The sequence below is a fragment of the Pseudomonas sp. P4_D7 genome (assembly GCF_056401755.1).
Genome location: NZ_JBFUIR010000009.1, coordinates 14,157 through 32,981, shown reverse-complemented (window position 1 = coordinate 32,981; position 18,825 = coordinate 14,157). Strand labels below are relative to the sequence as shown.

15 protein-coding genes are annotated in these 18,825 nt (G+C 59.2%); 9 read left to right on the top strand and 6 right to left on the bottom strand.

All coding sequences use genetic code 11. The annotated features are described in order from the left end of the window. The first annotated feature begins 39 nt into the window (after positions 1 to 39). Positions 40 to 1,110, top strand: coding sequence for a fatty acid desaturase (locus AC1DVF_RS08800; protein ID WP_257356749.1), 1,071 nt, complete (start codon positions 40 to 42; stop codon positions 1,108 to 1,110). Positions 1,111 to 1,310: 200 nt separating this feature from the next. Here the strand turns inward: AC1DVF_RS08800 and AC1DVF_RS08795 are convergent, their stop codons facing one another. Genes AC1DVF_RS08795 through AC1DVF_RS08785 form a run of 3 tightly spaced genes read right to left on the bottom strand, consistent with a single transcriptional unit; the run spans position 1,311 to position 5,346 of the window. Further along, positions 1,311 to 2,921, bottom strand: a complete 1,611-nt coding sequence (locus tag AC1DVF_RS08795; protein WP_477782334.1) for an arylsulfatase — start codon at positions 2,919 to 2,921, stop codon at positions 1,311 to 1,313. Positions 2,922 to 2,935: 14 nt separating this feature from the next. Beyond that, positions 2,936 to 3,751 carry an ABC transporter ATP-binding protein gene (locus tag AC1DVF_RS08790; protein WP_093440440.1) on the bottom strand — a complete coding sequence of 272 codons (816 nt, stop codon included), beginning with the start codon at positions 3,749 to 3,751 and terminating at the stop codon, positions 2,936 to 2,938. Beyond that, positions 3,748 to 5,346 carry an ABC transporter permease gene (locus AC1DVF_RS08785; protein WP_477782333.1) on the bottom strand — a complete coding sequence of 533 codons (1,599 nt, stop codon included), beginning with the start codon at positions 5,344 to 5,346 and terminating at the stop codon, positions 3,748 to 3,750. Before AC1DVF_RS08785 ends, AC1DVF_RS08790 begins: the two co-directional genes overlap by 4 nt. A 308-nt stretch (positions 5,347 to 5,654) precedes the next feature. Between AC1DVF_RS08785 and AC1DVF_RS08780 the strand changes: the two genes are divergently transcribed. Next, entirely contained in the window at positions 5,655 to 6,668 is a 1,014-nt protein-coding gene (locus tag AC1DVF_RS08780) for an ABC transporter substrate-binding protein (RefSeq protein ID WP_477782332.1), read from the top strand. A gap of 117 nt (positions 6,669 to 6,785) precedes the next feature. Here AC1DVF_RS08780 and AC1DVF_RS08775 read toward each other — a convergent pair whose 3' ends face one another. Then, a complete protein-coding gene (locus tag AC1DVF_RS08775) occupies positions 6,786 to 7,706 on the bottom strand; it encodes a LysR family transcriptional regulator (RefSeq protein ID WP_093440454.1) in 921 nt (306 codons plus the stop codon). Between the two features lie 181 nt (positions 7,707 to 7,887). Here AC1DVF_RS08775 and AC1DVF_RS08770 point away from each other — a divergent pair, with 181 nt between their 5' ends. Beyond that, positions 7,888 to 8,796, top strand: coding sequence for a TauD/TfdA dioxygenase family protein (locus tag AC1DVF_RS08770; protein ID WP_099757694.1), 909 nt, complete (start codon positions 7,888 to 7,890; stop codon positions 8,794 to 8,796). A 209-nt stretch (positions 8,797 to 9,005) separates the two neighbouring features. Here AC1DVF_RS08770 and AC1DVF_RS08765 read toward each other — a convergent pair whose 3' ends face one another. After that, a complete protein-coding gene (locus AC1DVF_RS08765; protein ID WP_477782331.1) occupies positions 9,006 to 10,622 on the bottom strand; it encodes an alkaline phosphatase family protein in 1,617 nt (538 codons plus the stop codon). Between the two features lie 214 nt (positions 10,623 to 10,836). Beyond that, a complete protein-coding gene (locus AC1DVF_RS08760; protein WP_186620794.1) occupies positions 10,837 to 11,781 on the bottom strand; it encodes a LysR family transcriptional regulator in 945 nt (314 codons plus the stop codon). A gap of 165 nt (positions 11,782 to 11,946) precedes the next feature. Here AC1DVF_RS08760 and AC1DVF_RS08755 point away from each other — a divergent pair, with 165 nt between their 5' ends. The 6 genes from AC1DVF_RS08755 to AC1DVF_RS08730 all read left to right on the top strand — a co-directional run bounded on the left by AC1DVF_RS08755 (position 11,947) and on the right by AC1DVF_RS08730 (position 18,555). Continuing rightward, positions 11,947 to 14,307: a TonB-dependent receptor gene (locus tag AC1DVF_RS08755; RefSeq protein WP_477782330.1), complete on the top strand. Its 2,361-nt coding sequence runs from the start codon at positions 11,947 to 11,949 to the stop codon at positions 14,305 to 14,307. A gap of 23 nt (positions 14,308 to 14,330) precedes the next feature. Next, positions 14,331 to 15,674, top strand: a complete 1,344-nt coding sequence (locus tag AC1DVF_RS08750) for an aryl-sulfate sulfotransferase (RefSeq protein WP_477782329.1) — start codon at positions 14,331 to 14,333, stop codon at positions 15,672 to 15,674. A gap of 190 nt (positions 15,675 to 15,864) precedes the next feature. Continuing rightward, positions 15,865 to 16,191: a hypothetical protein gene (locus AC1DVF_RS08745; protein ID WP_038359731.1), complete on the top strand. Its 327-nt coding sequence runs from the start codon at positions 15,865 to 15,867 to the stop codon at positions 16,189 to 16,191. A 381-nt stretch (positions 16,192 to 16,572) separates the two neighbouring features. Then, the gene (locus AC1DVF_RS08740; protein ID WP_460089468.1) at positions 16,573 to 17,382 is read left to right on the top strand and encodes an energy transducer TonB; all 810 of its coding nucleotides are present in this window, start codon (positions 16,573 to 16,575) and stop codon (positions 17,380 to 17,382) included. Positions 17,383 to 17,426: 44 nt separating this feature from the next. Then, a complete protein-coding gene (locus AC1DVF_RS08735) occupies positions 17,427 to 18,152 on the top strand; it encodes a MotA/TolQ/ExbB proton channel family protein (RefSeq protein ID WP_093440486.1) in 726 nt (241 codons plus the stop codon). A gap of 1 nt (position 18,153) precedes the next feature. Continuing rightward, positions 18,154 to 18,555, top strand: a complete 402-nt coding sequence (locus tag AC1DVF_RS08730) for an ExbD/TolR family protein (protein ID WP_477782328.1) — start codon at positions 18,154 to 18,156, stop codon at positions 18,553 to 18,555. The last annotated feature ends 270 nt before the right edge of the window (positions 18,556 to 18,825 follow it).

Genomic DNA, 18,825 nt, shown 5'->3' with positions numbered 1-18,825 from the left:
GAGGCACGATGCGAACATCATAAACCCGAGGATGGAAGCATGGACGGTACTTCTGCAAGTCCCCAGCGACACAATGCGGCCCAGCGATCAGCGCATATTCGCCAAGTGGTGCTGGCCAAAGGCGTCGAATTGCGCGAGCGCTACCCGATTCTCCAGCATCAGGATGCGCTGGGCGCGGGGATTCTGGCCTTTGCCCTGATCGGGATGATCGGCTCGGCGACGCTGTACATCACCGGCCATATGGCGTGGTGGGTTTGTCTGTTGCTCAACGCGTTTTTTGCTTCGTTGACCCATGAGCTTGAGCACGACCTGATCCACAGCATGTATTTCCGCAAGCAGCGCGTGCCGCACAACCTGATGATGGGCCTGGTGTGGCTGGCGCGGCCGAGCACGATCAACCCGTGGATCCGTCGGCACCTGCACCTCAATCACCACAAGGTCTCCGGCACTGAAACCGATATGGAAGAGCGCGCGATCACCAACGGCGAGCCGTGGGGTTTTGCACGTTTGCTGATGGTTGGCGACAACGTCATGTCGGCGTTCATCCGCATGCTGCGAGCCAAGACCTGGGCGCACAAGTTCAGCATCATCAAGCGCACGCTGAAGGTCTACGCGCCGCTGGCGCTGGTGCATTGGGGGGCGTGGTATGTGTTTCTCGGCTTTCATGCGGCCAATGGCATTGCTTACCTGCTGGGTGCGCCGATCGACTGGTCAGCAACCACGTTGTCGGTGATGCAGGTGATCGATATCGCCGCCGTGGTGATCATCGGCCCGAACGTGTTGCGCACCTTTTGCCTGCACTTCATCAGCTCGAACATGCATTACTACGGCGATGTCGAGCTGGGCAATGTGCTGCAGCAATGCCAGGTGCTGAACCCTTGGTGGTTGTGGCCGTTGCAGGCGTTTTGCTTCAACTTTGGCAGCAGCCACGGGATTCATCATTTTGTCGTGAAGGAGCCGTTTTATATTCGCCAAATGACGGTGCCGGTGGCGCATAAGGTGATGCGTGAGATGGGGGTTCGGTTTAATGATTTTGGGACGTTTGGGCGGGCGAACCGGTTTGTTCGTCGGGATGAAGTTGCGGTGTCTGGGGAGGCGGTGGAGGCGTGACAAGCTGCCCTCACCCTAACCCTCTCCCGGAGGGAGAGGGGACCGACCCGGGGATATTGAGGAGTTACACCGAAGTGAAAGAGCTTTGTCGAATCCATAATCGACCCGATTTTTCAGGTCGATGTTTGACGAAAGACACCTCGGTCGGCCCCCTCTCCCTCCGGGAGAGGGCTGGGGTGAGGGTGTTTTTGATCTTGCCCTCAGTCCGGCTGAAACGGCGACTCACTCAAGATCACCCCAGTCTCCTCGACATACTGCTGCCAATGCCCGATCAACGCGCTGAGCTTCTCCGGCCGGCTCACCGCCAGATCATGAATCTCCCCCGGATCACTGCTCAAATCATACAGCTGCCAGGTCGCCGGCCCGACCGGCCCGGGGATCCACACCGCTTTCCACGACCCCTGGCGAATCGCCCGACGCCCGAACAATTCCCACCCTGTCACCGTGTGCTCGTCATGCACCTGCGCAGTCTCACCCGACAAGAACCCCAGCCACGATTTGCCACGTAACGGTGCGACCGGTTTTCCGTGCCACAACTTGCCCGGATGCCGCACACCCGCCAGATCGAGAATCGTCGGTGTGACGTCCATCACCGTGCCGAAACCATGGCTGATCTGCCCTTTGATCGCCAATTGCGGATAGTGCAACAGCGCCGGCACCCGGATCCCGCCTTCAGTGGTAAACGCCTTGAACAACCGTGATGGTGCGGTCGCCACCTGTGCCCAGTTCGGCCCGTACCAGACATAGGAGTTAGCCCGGCCAATGTTGTCGAGGCTGTTGTCGTAATGCTGGCTGAGGTACGTCACCAGTTCCGGGCCGAATTTCGGAAATGCTTCAAGCAGCGCGCCTTCGGCACCGTTGTCGGACATGAACAGGATGAACGTGTTGTCGAGCTGCCCCTGCTGGCGCAGATAATCGACAACCCGACCGATGTTCCAGTCCATGCGCTCGACCATCGCCGCGTAAACCTCCATGGCCCGCGCGGAAATCTGTTTTTGCTCCTCGCTCAACGCGTCCCACTGCTGGGTCAACTGAATCAGTGGATGCGGCTCGACGTCCGGCTCGATCAGGCCGAGTTCTTTGAGCTTTTCCAGACGCTCCAGACGCAGCACTTCGGGGCCAGCGTCATAGCGGCCACGGTATTTCTCGACGATCTCGGCCGGTGCCTGCAACGGCCAGTGCGGTGCGGAGAACGGCAGGTAAGCGAAGAACGGCCGGGTCTGGTCACGTTCCTTGAGGTACTGCAGCAACTTGTCGCCGAAGGCATCGGAGGAATAGAAATCCTTCGGCAATTCGTCGAGAAACGTATCGTCTTCAATGTACAGCGCCGGCGTGGATTTCAGCAGGTCTGGCGTTTGCTCATCGTAGGTCGGTTCGAAACCGTAATGGTTCGCCGCGCCGGGCAGCAGCGAAAACGAGCGCTCGAAACCTCGTGCATGGGGCGCCAGTTCAGCCTTCAAACCCAAGTGCCATTTGCCACTCATCAAGGTTTGATAACCGGCCTCGCGTAACAGCTCGGGCAGTGAGACGACGCGGTCATTGAGATAACCCTCGTAACCCGGTTTACCGATCAGTTCCGGCGTCAGCGTTTCGGCCATGGTGCCGATCCCTGCGATGTGGTGGTCGGTGCCGGTCAGCAGCATCGAGCGGGTCGGCGAGCAGGTCGGTGCGGTATGAAAATCGGTCAGGCGCAGGCCATTGTTGGCCAGGGCATCAAGGTGCGGCGTGGCGATTTCGCCGCCGAACGCGCCGATGTCGGAGAAGCCTAAATCGTCGGCCAGAATCACCAGAAAGTTGGGACGTTGCGGCATCGCAAAACTCCTGTTCAGCAGGCAATGAACGTCAGCGGCAGATCGCGGATCTGCACCGGCACGCTCGGTTGGTAATGGTCGTCACTGGTCAGCTCGTGCAGCAGCTCTTCACGCAACTGATGGAAGTCGAAACTGCTGCGCTGGCGCGGATGGGGCAGGGCGATGTCGACCACCTGCTTGATCCGTCCCGGACGCGGCTCCATCACCACCACGCGGTCGGCGAGGAAGATCGCTTCTTCGACGTCATGGGTGACGAGGATCGTGGTGATTTTTGCGCGCTCGCGGATCGCCAACAGCTCATCCTGCATCTGCTGGCGGGTGAGTGCATCAAGGGCACCGAAGGGTTCATCAAGCAGCAGAATGCGTGGACTGGCGACCAGACCGCGAGCGATCGCCACACGCTGGGCCATGCCGCCGGACAGCTGGTGCGGGTAGGCACGGGTGAAATCGCGCAGGCCGACCAGGTCAATGAAATCGTTGATTCGCTTTTGTTTCTGCGCAGCAGTCAGCGGTTCGTTGACCAAGCCCAGACCGATGTTGTCGGCAACGGTCAGCCACGGGAACAAACGGTGTTCCTGAAAGACAATGCCACGCTCGCCACCGATGCCGCTGACGGCTTTGCCATCCACGGTAATCTGCCCGCGAAACTGCGTATCAAGGCCCACCAACAAGCGCAGCAACGTCGATTTACCACAGCCGCTGGAACCGACAATGGCGACGAACTCGCCCTCGGCGATGTCCAGGTTGAATTCGCGAATCGCCTCCAGTTCGAAACCGTCGACGTCGAAGGATTTGCCTACGTGATTGAAGCTGACAATCGGTGCGTTCATGCGTGTCTCCAGCGGGTCGCGCGAATTTCCAGGCGTTGGCCAATGAGGTTGAGCAGGGCGCCGGTGATGCCGACGAAAAGCATGCCGGCCATGATCAGGTCCATGCGCAGCAGCTGTTGCGCGCCGATCATCTGGCTGCCGATGCCGCCGTTCGACGGCATGAAGTATTCGGCGCCGATGGTGCCGAGCCAGGCGTAGATCAGGCTCAGTCTGAGCCCGGCGAAAATCCCCGGCGCGGCGCCCGGCAGTACCAGTCGACGCAGACGCTGGCCGAGGCTCAGGCGCAGCACTTGTGCGGCTTCGTTGAGTTGCGGTGAGAGATTGGCGACGCTGCGTTGCGTGGCGATAAACAGCGGGAAGAAAGCGGCAAGGGCGACGAACACCCACTTGGCCAATTCGCCGAGACCGAACCATGCGGTGAGCAGCGGCACCCAGGCGAAAATGGCGATCTGGCGGATGGCCGCGAGGGTCGGGCCGAGCAGGCGTTCGCTGATGTTCGACAGGCCCAGCAGCAGGCCCAAGGCAAATCCGAGACCGCCGCCGAGCAACAGGCCACCGAGTGTGCGACCAAGACTGAGGGCCATGGCGCTGATCAACGTGCCGTCGAGCACGCCAGCCCATGCCGTGCTCAAAACGGCCAACGGGCTGACCAGAATATTGGCGTCGACCCACTGCTGGTCACTCGCCAATTGCCACAGCGCCAACAAGCCCAGCGGTAGCAGCCACGGTTGCAGCCGCTGCCAGCCGTCATAACGCGGGCCGCGACGAATTTCGGCGGTGGCGGGGTGCGGCCAGTGCACCAGTTTTTTGTCCAGCAGACCGATGCCGCGATCCATCGCCATGCCGATCAAACCGATGACGACGATGCAGACGAACACGATGTCGAGCATGAACAGTTGCCGCGCCCAGACCATCAGGTAACCGATGCCTTCGCTCGAGGCGAGTAGTTCGACGGCCAGCAACGACGTCCATCCGGCGGCCAGCGCCAGACGCACGCCAGCCATGAACGCGGGGAGGGCGGCGGGCAATACCAAGCGCCGAATCAGCAGGCGCGGCGGCAGGCGCAGAACAGCGGCGGCTTCACGCAGTTTCGGCTGGGCATCTCTTACGCCGACCAAGGTGTGCAGGGTCACCGGCACCACGATGGCTTTGATCAGCACCACCAGTTTCAGCACTTCGCCGATGCCGAAAAACACCATGAACAATGGAATCCACGCCAGCGTCGGTATTTGCGACAGGCCGGCGAAGGTCGGGAAGATCAAACGTTCAAGACGCCGGCTGAAGCCCAGTGCTGCGCCGAGCAATGCACCGGCCGAAACCCCGGCAAGCAGGCCCCAGAACAAACGCTGCAGGCTGATCCACAAATGGCTCCATAACTCGCCTTGAGACAGCTCGACAGCGCTGTTCCAGACCAGCGACGGCGCCGGCAAGATCTGCTCGCTCATCCATTCATTGCGTGCGGCCAGCCACCATAGGGCGAACAGGCTGAGCGGCAGCAGCCACGACAACAGGCGCTGGTTCAGGCTGGGCCAGGTACGGCGGCTTTTCAGCGGCGGCGCGGAGAGTGGAAAACTGAGCAAGGATTGGCGGGCCATGGGTGACCTCCGTTGTCGGGTTGGCTCAAGATCTTTAGCGGTATTAGCTAAAAACAAAAAGTTATAAAAACATCGATATAGATTCTTTTAAGGGATAAGCGAGGCCATTTAAGGCTTCCAACCCAAACGCATCCAATGCATTCGAAGAATATTTTCGATGCTGTTAATGCATACGCCGCTACGAGCCCCGGCGCTGCTCGCTTAGCGTTAAAAGCTATAAAAATGTGCATTTATAGTATTTAAGCGTAGGTAGTCATTCGGCCTACTTTCGGCTCCTCAACGCCCGTCGTGATCAAGGAGCAGCACCCATGAACCTCCCCTTCAAACATGTTTTCAGTCTGTTTGCCGTTCCTGCTCTGGTGGGCCTGCTGGCGTTTACCGCGCATGCCGACGAACTCAAGGAAATCAGAATCGCCGTGCCCGACCTGAGCGCGGGGACTCAACACAGCGGCGGCGGTGTGGTCGACGTGCTGCGCGATCAGCAGATCTTCGAAAAGGCCTTTGCCGATCAGGGCATCAAGATTCAGTGGAGTTTCTTCAAGGGTGCGGGACCGGTGATCAATGAAGCGTTTGCCAACGGTCAGGTTGATCTGGCGTATCTCGGCGATCTGGCGGCAATCATCGGTAAGTCCAATGGCCTGGATACTCGCTTGCTCAGCGCCAGTGCGCGTGGGGTGAAGCAGTATCTGGGGGTGGTACCGGGTTCGGGGATCAAGACGTTGCAGGATCTCAAGGGCAAGCGCGTGGCGATCTTCCGTGGCACCGCGACGCAGTTGTCGTTTGATGCGGCGCTGGCAAGTCAGGGCCTGAGCGAGAAGGATCTGAAAGTGATCAATCTGGATTTCAATGCAGCGGTCGCGGCGTTGGCAGCCAAGCAGATCGATGCGTCATGGGGCAGCTCCGGGTTGAGCGCATTGCAGGCCAAGGGGCTGGCCGAGTTGCCGCTGAACACCAAAGATCTCGGTGGCGCAGGCAGCGTTCAGTCGGTATTGGTCGGCACGGGCAAGTTTGTCGACGCGCACCCGGAGGCGGTGGCCAAGTTGCTCAAGGCGCAACAACAGGCCGTGGAGTGGTTGACGCAGGACGGCAACAAGGCCGCATACGTGCAACTGGTCTCGGGTTTGGCCAGCTATCCGCCGGTGATCCTGACCCAGGATCTGCAGGATCAGAAGTTGAGCGAAGTGTTCCCGTCGACGCTGGATCCGGTGTTCCTTGGCAGCTTGCAGGACAAAGTTGATCTGGCGGCGCAGCAGAAGCTGATTCGCAAGCCGTTCAAGGTGAATGATTGGGTGGCGCCTGAGTTGGCAGCGGCCAAGCTCTAAAGTACGCCGATCGTTCCCACGCTCTGCGTGGGAACGCATCAATGGACGCTCTGCGTCCGCTTTGGGACGCGGAGCGTCCCGGGCTGCATTCCCACGCAGAGCGGGGGAACGATCTCTTCAAACAGCGACGCTGATCTCCTGCCGATCCACCGCCACCAACGTCTCGATCATCGCCCGTGCCGCCGGCGACAGGCGAAACCCGGTACGACTGACAATCCCGCAACGCGCATTCATGCTCTCCAGGTTCTGCGGCAGATTGCGCCAGTGCAGCAACACCAGCGAACCCTTGGCAATGTCCTCGACAAACGCCTCTTCCGTACCGACGCCAATCGCATTCGATTGCAGCACCACCTTCACCAGCGCCGGAAAATGCTCGGTCTCGATGGTCGGGGAAAAATCGATGCGGCCGCTGAGGTTCGCCAATAATTTGCGAATCCCCGGCGGGATCAGCGTGGTCGCCAGCGGATAGTCGAACATGTCGTTGGTCGACAGGCTTTCCTTGGCCAGCAACGGGTGTCCCGGGCGGCAGAAAAATACCCCGCGTTTGGGTGTCAGTGCCTGGGTCTGGAAGTTCGGATCGGACTCGAAATGGCGGATGTCGGCGATGAAGAATTCGATCTCTTCACGGCTCAACGCGCGGCTGAGTTTTTCCCAGTTATCCACCTGAAAACAGGTGCGCACTTTCGGGTGCGCGTTGATGAATTGCGCCACGGCGTCCGGCACCAGTTTCACTGCTGGCGCCGGGCCGCAACCGAAGTGCACTTCGCCGGCATCGAGCTTGGTCATCTGCGTCACCTCGGCACTGAGCAGCGCGGCACCCTGCACCAGGCTCAGGGCGTGTTGCAGCACCACTTGGCCTTCGGGCGTGGGGCGCAGATCCTTGTTGCCGCGATCCACCAGCACGCAGCCGAACTCCTGCTCGAGCCCTTGAATGCTGCGGCTGAACGCCGGTTGAGTGATGCCCATCGCGTCGGCCGCGCGGACAAAACTGCGGTGTTCGTTGAGGGCGATGAAGTAACGCAACTGGCGAAGATCCATATGCTTTTCCGGCATCCTAAAAATAGCTCGAAGGCATTTGCGACGAGGGTTGCTAGAGGTTTTAAATGCAAGCTCTTATTCCGTCAACGAAGCATGTGAATATCTATTAGATGTAAAAGGAATATAGATAGAGCGTTGTTTCGCTGCCGTCCAACCGTAAGCAGTCGATGAGGGTCTACCCATGAGCAATGCCGCACTCGCAGTAAAACCCGCTGTCCACGCGCTGGAGATTCATCCGGTCGCCGGTCGTATCGGCGCCGAGATCCGTGGCGTGCACCTGTCCGGTGAGCTGGACGCCGCCACCGTCGAAGCCATTCAACAGGCGCTGGTTCAGTACAAAGTCGTGTTCTTCCGTGAGCAGACCCAACTCGACGATCAGCGTCAGGAAGCCTTCGCCCATTTGCTCGGCGAGCCGGTGGCGCACCCGACCGTGCCGTCGCGTGAAGGCACGCGTTATCTGCTGGAGCTGGACGGTGCTGAAGGTCAGCGCGCCAACTCCTGGCACACCGACGTGACTTTCGTCGACGCCTACCCGAAAGCCTCGATCCTGCGCTCGGTCGTCGCGCCGGCATTCGGCGGCGACACCCTGTGGGCCAACACCGCGACGGCGTACAACGGCTTGCCGACCGAGCTGCGTGAACTGGCCGACAAACTGGTCGCCGTGCACAGCAACGAATACGACTACGCCAGCGCCAAGCCGGACGTCTCGGCGGAGAAGCTTGAGCGTTATCGCAAGGTCTTCACGTCGACCGTTTACGAGACTGAGCATCCGGTGGTGCGCGTGCACCCGATCAGCGGCGAGAAGAGCTTGCTGCTGGGGCATTTCGTCAAACGCATCAAGGGTTACTCGCAAGCGGATTCAGCGCATCTGTTCGGGCTGTTGCAGAGTCATGTGATCCGTCAGGAAAATACCGTGCGCTGGCGCTGGAAGGCCGGTGATGTGGCGATCTGGGATAACCGTTCGACGCAGCATTATGCGATTGATGATTACGGTACGCAGGATCGGGTGGTGCGTCGGGTGACGCTCAAGGGGGAAGTGCCGGTTGGGGCTTCAGGGCAGCGCAGTCAGACAATTAAGGGGCGTGATTGAAGATCAAAAGCCCCTCACCCCAGCCCTCTCCCCGAGGGAGAGGGAGAGGGAGAGGGAGCTGACCGAGTTGTCTTTCGGGATGCATCGACCTGAACCACCTTATTGATTATGGATTCGGTGAAGCTGGATCAGGTCGGTGTATCTCTGCAATATCCCCCAATCAGTCCCCTCTCCCTCTGGGAGAGGGTTAGGGTGAGGGGCTCTTCCCGCTACCAAACACCAATCTGCACAACCTTCTCGATCTCCGGCTCTCCGTAGCGAAACCGCTGCCCCCGCAAATCAATCTCCTGATGACTGATCGTCGTACGCCGCTTCAACCCCCGCACCCACTCAAGCAAATACCCCGCATGCTCCTCGCGCACCGCCGCGAATTCCGGGTCATCACCCAAATCCCGCAACTCCTGCGGATCATTCAGCAAATCAAACAGCTGCGGCCGAAAACCGTCGTACGCCAGGTATTTCCAGCGCTCGCTACGCACCATGGTCATCCGGCAACGATCAATCGGCTGGCCCAGACGCTCACGCGCCGGCGCCTGGAAGGCGTAGTCGTATTCGCTGATTGCATAGTGGCGCCAATCCGGATTTTCGCCGTGCAGAAGCGGGATCAACGAACGCCCTTCAAGCCGATGCTCTGCCCCCGGCAATCCCAGTGCTTCAAGAAAGGTCGGCAACGCATCGATGGTTTCCGCGAGTCGATCATCCACCGTGCCGCGCGTGACATCCGCCGCCGCCCGAGGATCACGCACGATCAACGGCACGCCCACCGCCTGCTCCAGCAAAAACTCCTTCTCACCGAGCCAGTGATCGCCCAAAAAGTCGCCGTGATCGCTGGTGAACACGATCAGCGTGTCATCCCAGCGACCGTTGCTCTGCAAAAAGTCGAACAGCCGTCCGAGTTGATCATCCACCTGCTTGATCAGACCCATGTACGTAGGGATTACAGTCAATCGTACTGAATCGCGGGAAAAGTTGAGGCTTTCCTCATGCTGGCGAAAGGCAGTGTATACGGGGTGTTTGCTGGCTTTGGAGGGCGTCGGGCGGACCGCTTCGAGAATCGATTTCGTACTGTACAATGCGTGGTACGGCGATGGCACGATGTACGGCCAGTGCGGTTTGATATAGGAAAGGTGTAAACACCACGATTTCTCGCCTTGCTCGGTGATGAAGTCGATGGCTCGATTTGTAGTGTAGACAGTCTCTGAGTGTTGCTCGGGAATTCGTGCTGGCAAATTCGCATGACGCATTTGCCAGCCGCTGAGGATTTCACCGTGCTCGCCTTCGGCGGCGTTGGCCCAGTCGTGCCAAGGGATTTTGCCGTCGAACCCCTGCTCGCGCAGATAATGGGTGTAGGGCGCGGATTCGCGTTTGTCGTCGAACAGCGGGTCGTCGGGGTAGATGCCGTCGTGGCGCATGTAAGGTTCGAAACCGACTTCGTTGAGGATTTCGGCCTGTTCGCTTTCGGGATTGATTGCCAGGCGTTGCAAGGCATCGACATTCGCCGTCGCGTGGGTCTTGCCGACCAGCGCAGTACGAATGCCGTGCGGGCGCAGGTAATCGCCGATGGTCAGTTCTTCCAGCGGCAACGGCACGGCGTTCCACGCCACTTGATGGCTGCTGACATAGCGTCCGGTGTAGGCCGACATCCGCGACGGGCCACAAATCGTGCCTTGGGTGTAGGCGCGGCTGAAACGCACGCCGGCTGCAGCCAGGCGATCGATATTCGGCGTGTGCAGATGCGGATGGCCGTAGCAGGACAGGTAATCGCGGCGCAGTTGATCGCACATGATGTACAGCACGTTGCGCACGGGGTTTGGCGAGTTGGACATGGTTTCACCGGTCAGAGAGACAGGTGGGGTTTTTCGCTTTCAGTGGGGGTGTTCGGCAAGTGCATTTGGGGAATGGGTTTTATGCAGGAAATGCATCGGTGCCTGTGCCGGCCTCTTCGCGAGCAGGCTCGCTCCCACAGGGTTGGTGGCGATCACACATTCTGTATTCACCACAATCCATTGTGGGAGCGAGCCTGCTCGCGAAAGCGTCAATTCAGACAGCAAAATTCTCCAGTGAACAGACTTCTTCAACCACCGCATCAATCGCCTTGATCTGCTCAATCATCGCCTCCGCCAACGGCGACAACCGATACCCTGCGCGGCTGACAATCCCGTAGCGGGTGTACAGCTCCTCAAGATCATCCGCCAGTCCTTCGATGCGCAAGCACACCAACTCACCTTTGGCCTGATGCAGCGCGTCGGAATACGCCCCGACAATCCCGATCGCATCCGAACGCAGCACCACGCTGAGCAGGCTCGAGCTGTTTTCACACTCCACATTGGGTGTGAAATCCGGCCGCCCACTGAGGTCGACTATGACTTTGCGCAGGTTCGGCGGACGAATACTTACCGCCAAGGGATAGCTCATCAATTGCTCGGCGGTGACCCGCTCAAACCCGGCCAAAGGGTGGCCGGCACGGCAGCAGAAATGCCATTTGCGCGGTCGCAACCGGTAGGTCAGGTAATCCGGATCTGCCTCGAAGTGCCGAGTGTCCGCGACGAAAAATTCAAACTCTTCGCTGAGTAACCGCTTGCTCAGACTCTGCCAGTCATCGACCTGAAACTGCACCCGCGCTTTCGGATAGCGGCCGATGAAGCTGCCAATCGCCCGAGGGATCAAACCCGCCGCCGGCGCCGGCCCACAACCGAAGCGTAATTCCCCCGCTTCCAGCCCATTGAACTGACTGATCTCGTTGGCCATCTGCTGCGCGCCACTGACCAGTCGCCGCGCGTGCTCAAGCAGGACCTGGCCCTGTTTGGTCGGCGGTAATTCCTTGCGCCCGCGATCAACCAACTGGCAGCCGACGCTGTGCTCGAGCGCCTGAATGCTGCGGCTGAACGCCGACTGCGACAGGTTCACCGCCTGCGCGCCGGCGACGAAGCTGCGTTGTTCAGCCAGGGCGATGAAGTGACGAAGTTGGCGCAAGTCGATATGCATTTTTCACATAAAAAATATCCGGGAAATGCATTGGATATGCATTAGGTCGACTCCTTATAAAGGCAATCTCTTATGCAGTAAATATTTGTAAATCCATAAATAAATAACTTAAAAGAATATGCAGCGCTGATGATGTCTGTGTGTTTTTTGACCAGGAGCCGCGCCATGAGTCCGTTGAACCTTGCGTCACCCCTAACGCCACGACGGCTCAAACGCCTGCCTCTGGCCCTGTTGCTGGCAGGGAGCGCGAGCTGGACTCACGGTTACGCTGCCGACTCCGAAACCCCGGCGCCGGTGCCGGCCGGCAAGCCTGCCGCCAACAGTTCGCAACTGGAAACCGTGACCGTCACTACCCGCCGCCGCGAAGAAAGTTCGCAGGACGTACCGACGCCAATGAGCGTGGTCAGCGGGCAGAATCTGGAGACGCAACGGGTTTACCGGATTCAGGATTTGCAGCAACTGGTGCCCAGCGTCAACGTCGCCTACATGCACGCGCGGCAGTCCAGCGTATCGATCCGCGGTCTCGGTAATAACCCGGCCAGCGATGGCCTGGAAGGCAGCGTTGGCCTGTACATCGACAACGTCTATCTGGGCCGCCCGGGGATGGCGGTGTTTGACCTGATGGATATCGAACAGCTCGAAGTCTTGCGTGGGCCGCAGGGGACGTTGTTCGGCAAAAACACCACTGCCGGGGTGATCAACATCAGCACCCGCGCGCCAACCTTCACCCCTGAGCGCAGCATCGAAACCTCGGTGGGTGAGGACGGTTACTTCCAGACCAAGGGCACCATTTCCGGCCCGCTCAACGATCAACTGGCCGGGCGTTTTTCGGCTTATCGAACCCGTAGCGACGGTGACATCAAAAACGAATACGACGGCCATGATCTCAACGGCGGCTCGCGCGAGGGCTTCCGCGCGCAGCTGCTGTTCAAGCCCAACGAAGATTTCAACCTGCGCTGGATCGGCGACTACAACGAAGAAGATTCCAGCGCCGGCACCCGCGTGTTGTACAACACCGGGCCGACCATCAACGGCGTCAACCTGTACCAGTCGCGCGCCAATGCCGCCGGCGCAACGCTGGTCAATGGCTCGCACCGCAAGGTCAATCTGGACAACGATCAGCATGTCACCGTGCATCAGGGCGGCACCTCGGTGGAGGCTAACTGGGCGCTTCCGAGCGACTTCACGCTGACCTCGATCAGCTCCTATCGCTTCTGGAATTTCACCCCGCGCAACGACGACGGCCTCAACGTGCCGGCGAGCTACAACGCCGGGGTGTCGGTGGAAGACAAACAGTACTCGCAGGAATTTCGCCTGGCCTCGCCCAAGGGCGAGTTCTTCGATTACGTCGTAGGCGCGTACTACTTCGGCTCGGATCTGGACAATAAATCCTTCGCTTATTACGGCCCGCAAGCGGATATCTGGAATGGTACGGCGCCCGGTGCGCTGGCCAACGTCACCAGTGTCGGCAACGGTCATATCAAGACCGACAGTTTTGCATTGTTCGCCCAAGGCACCTGGCACCTCACCGAGCGACTGGACTTCACCGCCGGGGTGCGTGGCACGTATGAAGAGAAATCAGCCTGGGTCACTCGCGATGCGCCGCTCGGTGGCGCCGCCGTTACGGGCGCTGCGGCCACGGCGCGGCGCGGTCGTGCCGGCGCTTACGATTCCGGCGATCTGAATCAGTACAGCTCGAGTCCTTCCGGGCTGCTCAACCTCAGCTATCGCATCACTGATGATGTGCTCGGTTACGCCACGTTATCCCACGGCGAGAAGTCCGGCGGGGTCAACCTCGCCGTCGGTTCCGCACCGGTAGCGGGTGCCGATTCGCTGCTGATCGGCACCGAGCGCGCGAACAACGCCGAACTCGGTTTCAAAAGCACGCTGTGGGATCACCGTCTGCAACTCAACGCCAACGTCTTCTGGACTCAGGTCAACGCTTACCAGACCAACGCCTACGACGCGGAAAACCGTGTGCAGTACCTGACCAACGCCGGTTCCGTACGTTCACGCGGGGTCGAGTTCGAAAGCACGGTGATCCCGCTGCGCGGCCTGACCCTGAACATCAACGGCTCCTACAACGACGTCAGTTACCTCTCGTACAAAGATGCCCCGTGCCCGCCGGAAGTCAGTCAGGCGCCAGGTGCTCCAGCGTCCTGCGACCTCAGCGGCCATCAAGTGGTCGGCGCCTCGAAATGGATCGGCAACGCCAACGGTGAATACAAATGGAATCTGGGTAACGGCTTCGAACCTTACGTCACCGCGAGCTATGCGTTTCGCTCGAAAGCCGTCGGTACCGTCGAGGATTCCGACTTCGGACAGATCCCGAGTTACGCCGTGGTCAACTTTTCCACCGGCCTGCGCGGCGATTTCAATCAGGGCCAGTGGGACGTGTCGCTGTGGCTGAAAAACGCTTTCGACAAAACCTACTACACGACCCTGTGGACGGGCGGCAACGGCGGCTATGAAGGCTTGCTCGGCACACCTCGCACCCTCGGCGTCACCGGTCGCTACGACTTCTGATTCGTCACTCAAGGAACTGCATCATGTTGCGTATCAAAACCGCTTTGCCGGTGTTGCTGTCCGGCGCAGTGCTCAGTGCCGGCGCCTTCGCCGCACCGAGTGTTTACCCGACCGGAGTGACCCGTTATGACCCGAACCAGGCTTTCAATCAGTACGTGATTTTCAGCGGCGCCGACAAGCAGACGCACCTGATCGACATGAACGGCAACGAGGTGAAAACCTGGCCACAGGCAGGTTTCCCGTCAGCGATCATCGACCCGAAACTGGTCGGCGGCGAGCGCGGCCATGTGCTGTTGCAACTGAGTGAAAAGGATCCCGGTAAACTCGGTTCGGCCGGCAACGGGTTGGGCAATCAGAGCGTCGGCGAGCTGGACTGGAATGGCAAAGTCGTCTGGCAGTGGGGCGACAAGGCGCCCGGTGGCGCAGCGCAACAACACCATGATCAGCGCCGTTTGAGCAACGGCAACACCGTGGTGCTGGCGAACAAGGTGCACAAGGTCAAAGGCTTTAAAGTGCCCGAGGTGATTGACGATGCGATCTATGAAGTCAGCCCCGACGGCGCGCTGAAATGGCAGTGGCTGGCCTCGGAGCATCTGAATGAATTCGGCTTCACCGCCGAGCAGTTGAAGCTGGTGCGCGCCAGTGAAAATCCGGACTACCTGCACATCAACAACCTCAGTCTGGTGGGGCCGAACAAGTGGTTCGATGCCGGTGACAAGCGCTTCAATCCGGACAACCTGCTGATCGATTCACGCAACGCCAACTTCATCGCGATCATCGACAAGAACAGCGGCAAAGTGGTCTGGCGTCTCGGCCCGAACCTGCCGCTGATCAACCCGAAAACTGCGCAAAAATTGCCGCGCCCGGTGGATCAGTTCGTCGGTCAGCATGATGCACACATCATTCCGGCCGGATTGCCAGGTGCCGGCAATTTGCTGGTGTTCGATAACCAGGGATCGGCGGGTTATCCGAACGTTACCCTCGGGCTGATTTCCGGCTCGCGGGTACTGGAAATCGATCCGGTGAAAAGTGAGATCGTCTGGCAGTACAGCGCGGCCAATTCGAAGCAACCGGGGTGGGCGTTCTACAGCTCGTTTATCAGCAGCGTGCGGCGCTTGCCCAACGGCAACACGCTGATCGACGAAGGCATGAACGGACGGTTTTTCCAGGTGACGGCCAGTGGTGAAAATGTCTGGGAATACGTCAGCCCGTATCTCGGTAAGGCGCCGGGCAGCGACGCGATCAGCAATTGGGTCTATCGGGCGTTGCCTGTGAGTTATGACTGGGTGCCAACCGGTACGCCACGCTCCGAGACGGCGGTTAATGCCCCGGTTGTCGGCGCGCAACAAACCAATGCCAGTCGTTAGTTGAATTGGAATTAGTGTTCGAACGAACGGCGATAAGTTATGAGCGGGTTGAAGGGTGCTTATTGCAAATTCGTTAGTAAGTCGCGTGGACAATAATTGAATGTGCAACCATCCTGACTGTCGTGAGTTTCCAGGAGGAAACTTGCTCTCATCGGAAGATACTTATCCCAACGATAAAGGAAATCGAATCATGTCGAGCATTAATGGCACTTATGTGAACGCTAACGCTGGCGCCAAACTGACGATTACCGATGGCAACGATTCCAACGGTACATTCAGTGGCACGTTCAGCCAGGGCGGCGTTAACTATGACGTCAGCTACGGGCATTACCATTTCCAGAACAGCACCGGACAACCTACCACCATCACATTTGTCGGTCTGAATGGTAATAGCGGATTTCAAGCGTGGTCATTGTTTTCTCCTGATCACAATTACGCGAAAGTCCGTGCGGCCGGTTCCCGTACTAATTTTGACGGTGAAGTAGTGACCCTGGCAGGGGAATTCGTCAAACAATAATCCGCGCGCAATTGATAAAGGCCGACGCACGAAAGTACGTCGGCCTTTTTTATTGTTCCAGCAAAATAATAATCAACTATCTACTTGGTATTAGTTGTCCCGCAAAACCGGGTCAGGCGAATTTGATGCGTTGCGTGAATACTTTCAATGCCTGAAAAGCATGCGAATTTTCCCGTATCGCTACAGCCCACGTGGCACGTGGCTTTGGCGGAATTGATCAATTCATATATTCCATAAAAGCCTATGCATAACGTTAAAGATTACTTTCGGAGATAAGCGCCAAGCCCAATGATTCATCCATCGATTCGCCGTGGGGGATTCAACAAACGGTTGATCGGCAGTTTTTGTAGAGAACGCAAAAAGACCGCAGGGAGTGAATCAATGGGCAATGTCCAGACCGCCGCCAGCGCAGAGGAATTGCTGTGGCGTCAGACGCCGGGTGGCGAGTTGGTCGATCTCGGCCGGCCGCATCGTGTGCCGTTGGGACAGCTGCGTTTGCAGCGTGCGCCCAAAGGAATTTTGAGTCGGCGCGAAACCCTTCTGCTCGGCGTGCTCGCATTGGTGGTGCATGGCGCGGTGATCTACTGGATCAGCCAGAAGCCGACGCCGGTGCTGCCGATCGTGCCGCCGGAAATTCCGCCGATGACTATCGAATTCTCGCGCCCGGCACCACCAGCACCACCGGTTGTCGAGCCGCCACCACCTGCGCCTGTGGTTGAGCCACCGCCGCCGGTAGAAGACGAACTGGCAGTAAAACCACCGCCGCCAAAACCCGTTCCGAAACCCAAACCGGTGGTTAAACAGGCCCCCAAACCAGCGCCGAAAGCCGTCGAGCAACCACCCGCGCCGCCACAACCGGCAGTTCCGGTTGCAGCGCCAGCGCCACCTGCTCCCCCCGCGCCGGCACCGGTAACCCCGGCCTCAGCGAACGCCGCGTACCTGAAAAACCCGGCACCGGAATACCCGTCGCTGGCTCAGCGTCGCGGTTGGGAAGGCACGGTGTTGCTGCGCGTGCATGTGTTGGCCAGCGGCAAACCGGGTGAGATCCAGATAGCCAAAAGCAGCGGCCGGCAACAGCTCGACGACGCGGCGCTGAACGCCGTCAAACGTTGGAGTTTCGTCCCGGCCAAGCAGGGTGATGTCGCCCAGGACGGCTGGGTCAGCGTGCCCATCGATTTCAAGATTCATTAAACCGAAACCAAATTCGCGCGAAACGTTTACACGAGGGAATCATCATGACGTTACTGGCATCTCCACTGGAATCCATCGAAAGCGCGGTGATCTGGCTGCTGGTGGTTTTTTCCGTCGCCACCTGGGGCCTGGCACTGCTCAAGGCTGTGCAGTTCGGGCGGCTGAAGGCGCAGGATCGGCGTTTTCATAAGCGTTTCTGGGCGGCGTCGAGTCTGGATTCAGCCGCTGAATTGAGCGAGACCCAACCCGGCGCCGCAGCGCGGGTGGCACAGGCCGGTTATGCGGCGATTCAGGTGGGCGAGACGCCACAGGCGAATGATTTGAGCCAGGCGATCAACCATCAGGATCGCCTCGAGCGCGCATTGCGTCAGCAGATCGTCCGCGAACGGCGTTCGCTGGAAACGGGCCTTGCAGTGGTCGCAAGTATTGGTAGCACCTCGCCGTTCATTGGTTTGTTCGGCACGGTGTGGGGAATCATGGAAGCGTTGAAAGGCATCAGCGCCGCAGGTTCGGCGAGCCTGGAAACGGTCGCCGGGCCAATCGGGGCGGCACTGGTCGCCACGGGTGTGGGAATCGCCGTCGCGGTGCCGGCAGTGCTGGTTTACAACTACTTTTTGCGTCGGTTGAAACTGACGGCGGCGGATCTGGATGACTTCGCCCACGACTTCTACAGCCTGGCGCAGAAGAGTGCGTTCCGCGTGTTGATCCACCCGACGGCGCACAAGGTCGCAACGCCGGGCAACGCAGCAAAAGTGAAGGAGGCGTCCTGATATGGCCTTCTCCACGCAAGACAGTGATGAGGTACTCAGCGAGATCAACGTGACCCCGCTGGTGGACGTGATGCTGGTGCTGCTGGTGGTGTTTATCGTCACCGCGCCGTTGCTGACCAACGCGATCCCGATCAACCTGCCGAAAACCGAAGCGGTGGCGCCGGTCGAGCAGAAGGACCCGCTGGTGGTGAGCATCGATGGTGCCGGCAAGCTGTTTATCAACAAGGACGAGATTCAGCCGGACTTGCTGGAATTCAACCTCAAGTCGGCCAAGGCCAAAGACCCGGAAGTGCGCGTGCAATTGCAGGCCGATGACGGAGTGAACTACGGCGAAGTGGCGCGGGCGATGGCTTCGATTGAACGGGCGGGGAATACCAAGTTATCGGTGATTACCGCGCGGTGACAGATTTTACGTTTTTCCGGGGCCGTCTCCTTGGCAGGGTGCGGCCCTTTTTTTATTTCTGGCATTAGAAGCAGAACCCTCACCCTAGCCCTCCCGAAACGTCGGACCGCCCATAGGGAGAGGGAACTGATCTCGGTTGTTCTCACGAGTTACACCGACCTGAAATACCCAGTCGAACTCAGGATTTGAACGGCATGAAGATCGGCTCCCTTTCCCCCTCGCCCCCATGGGGGAGAGGGCTGGGGTGAGGGGGAAAAGATTTCCAGCCAG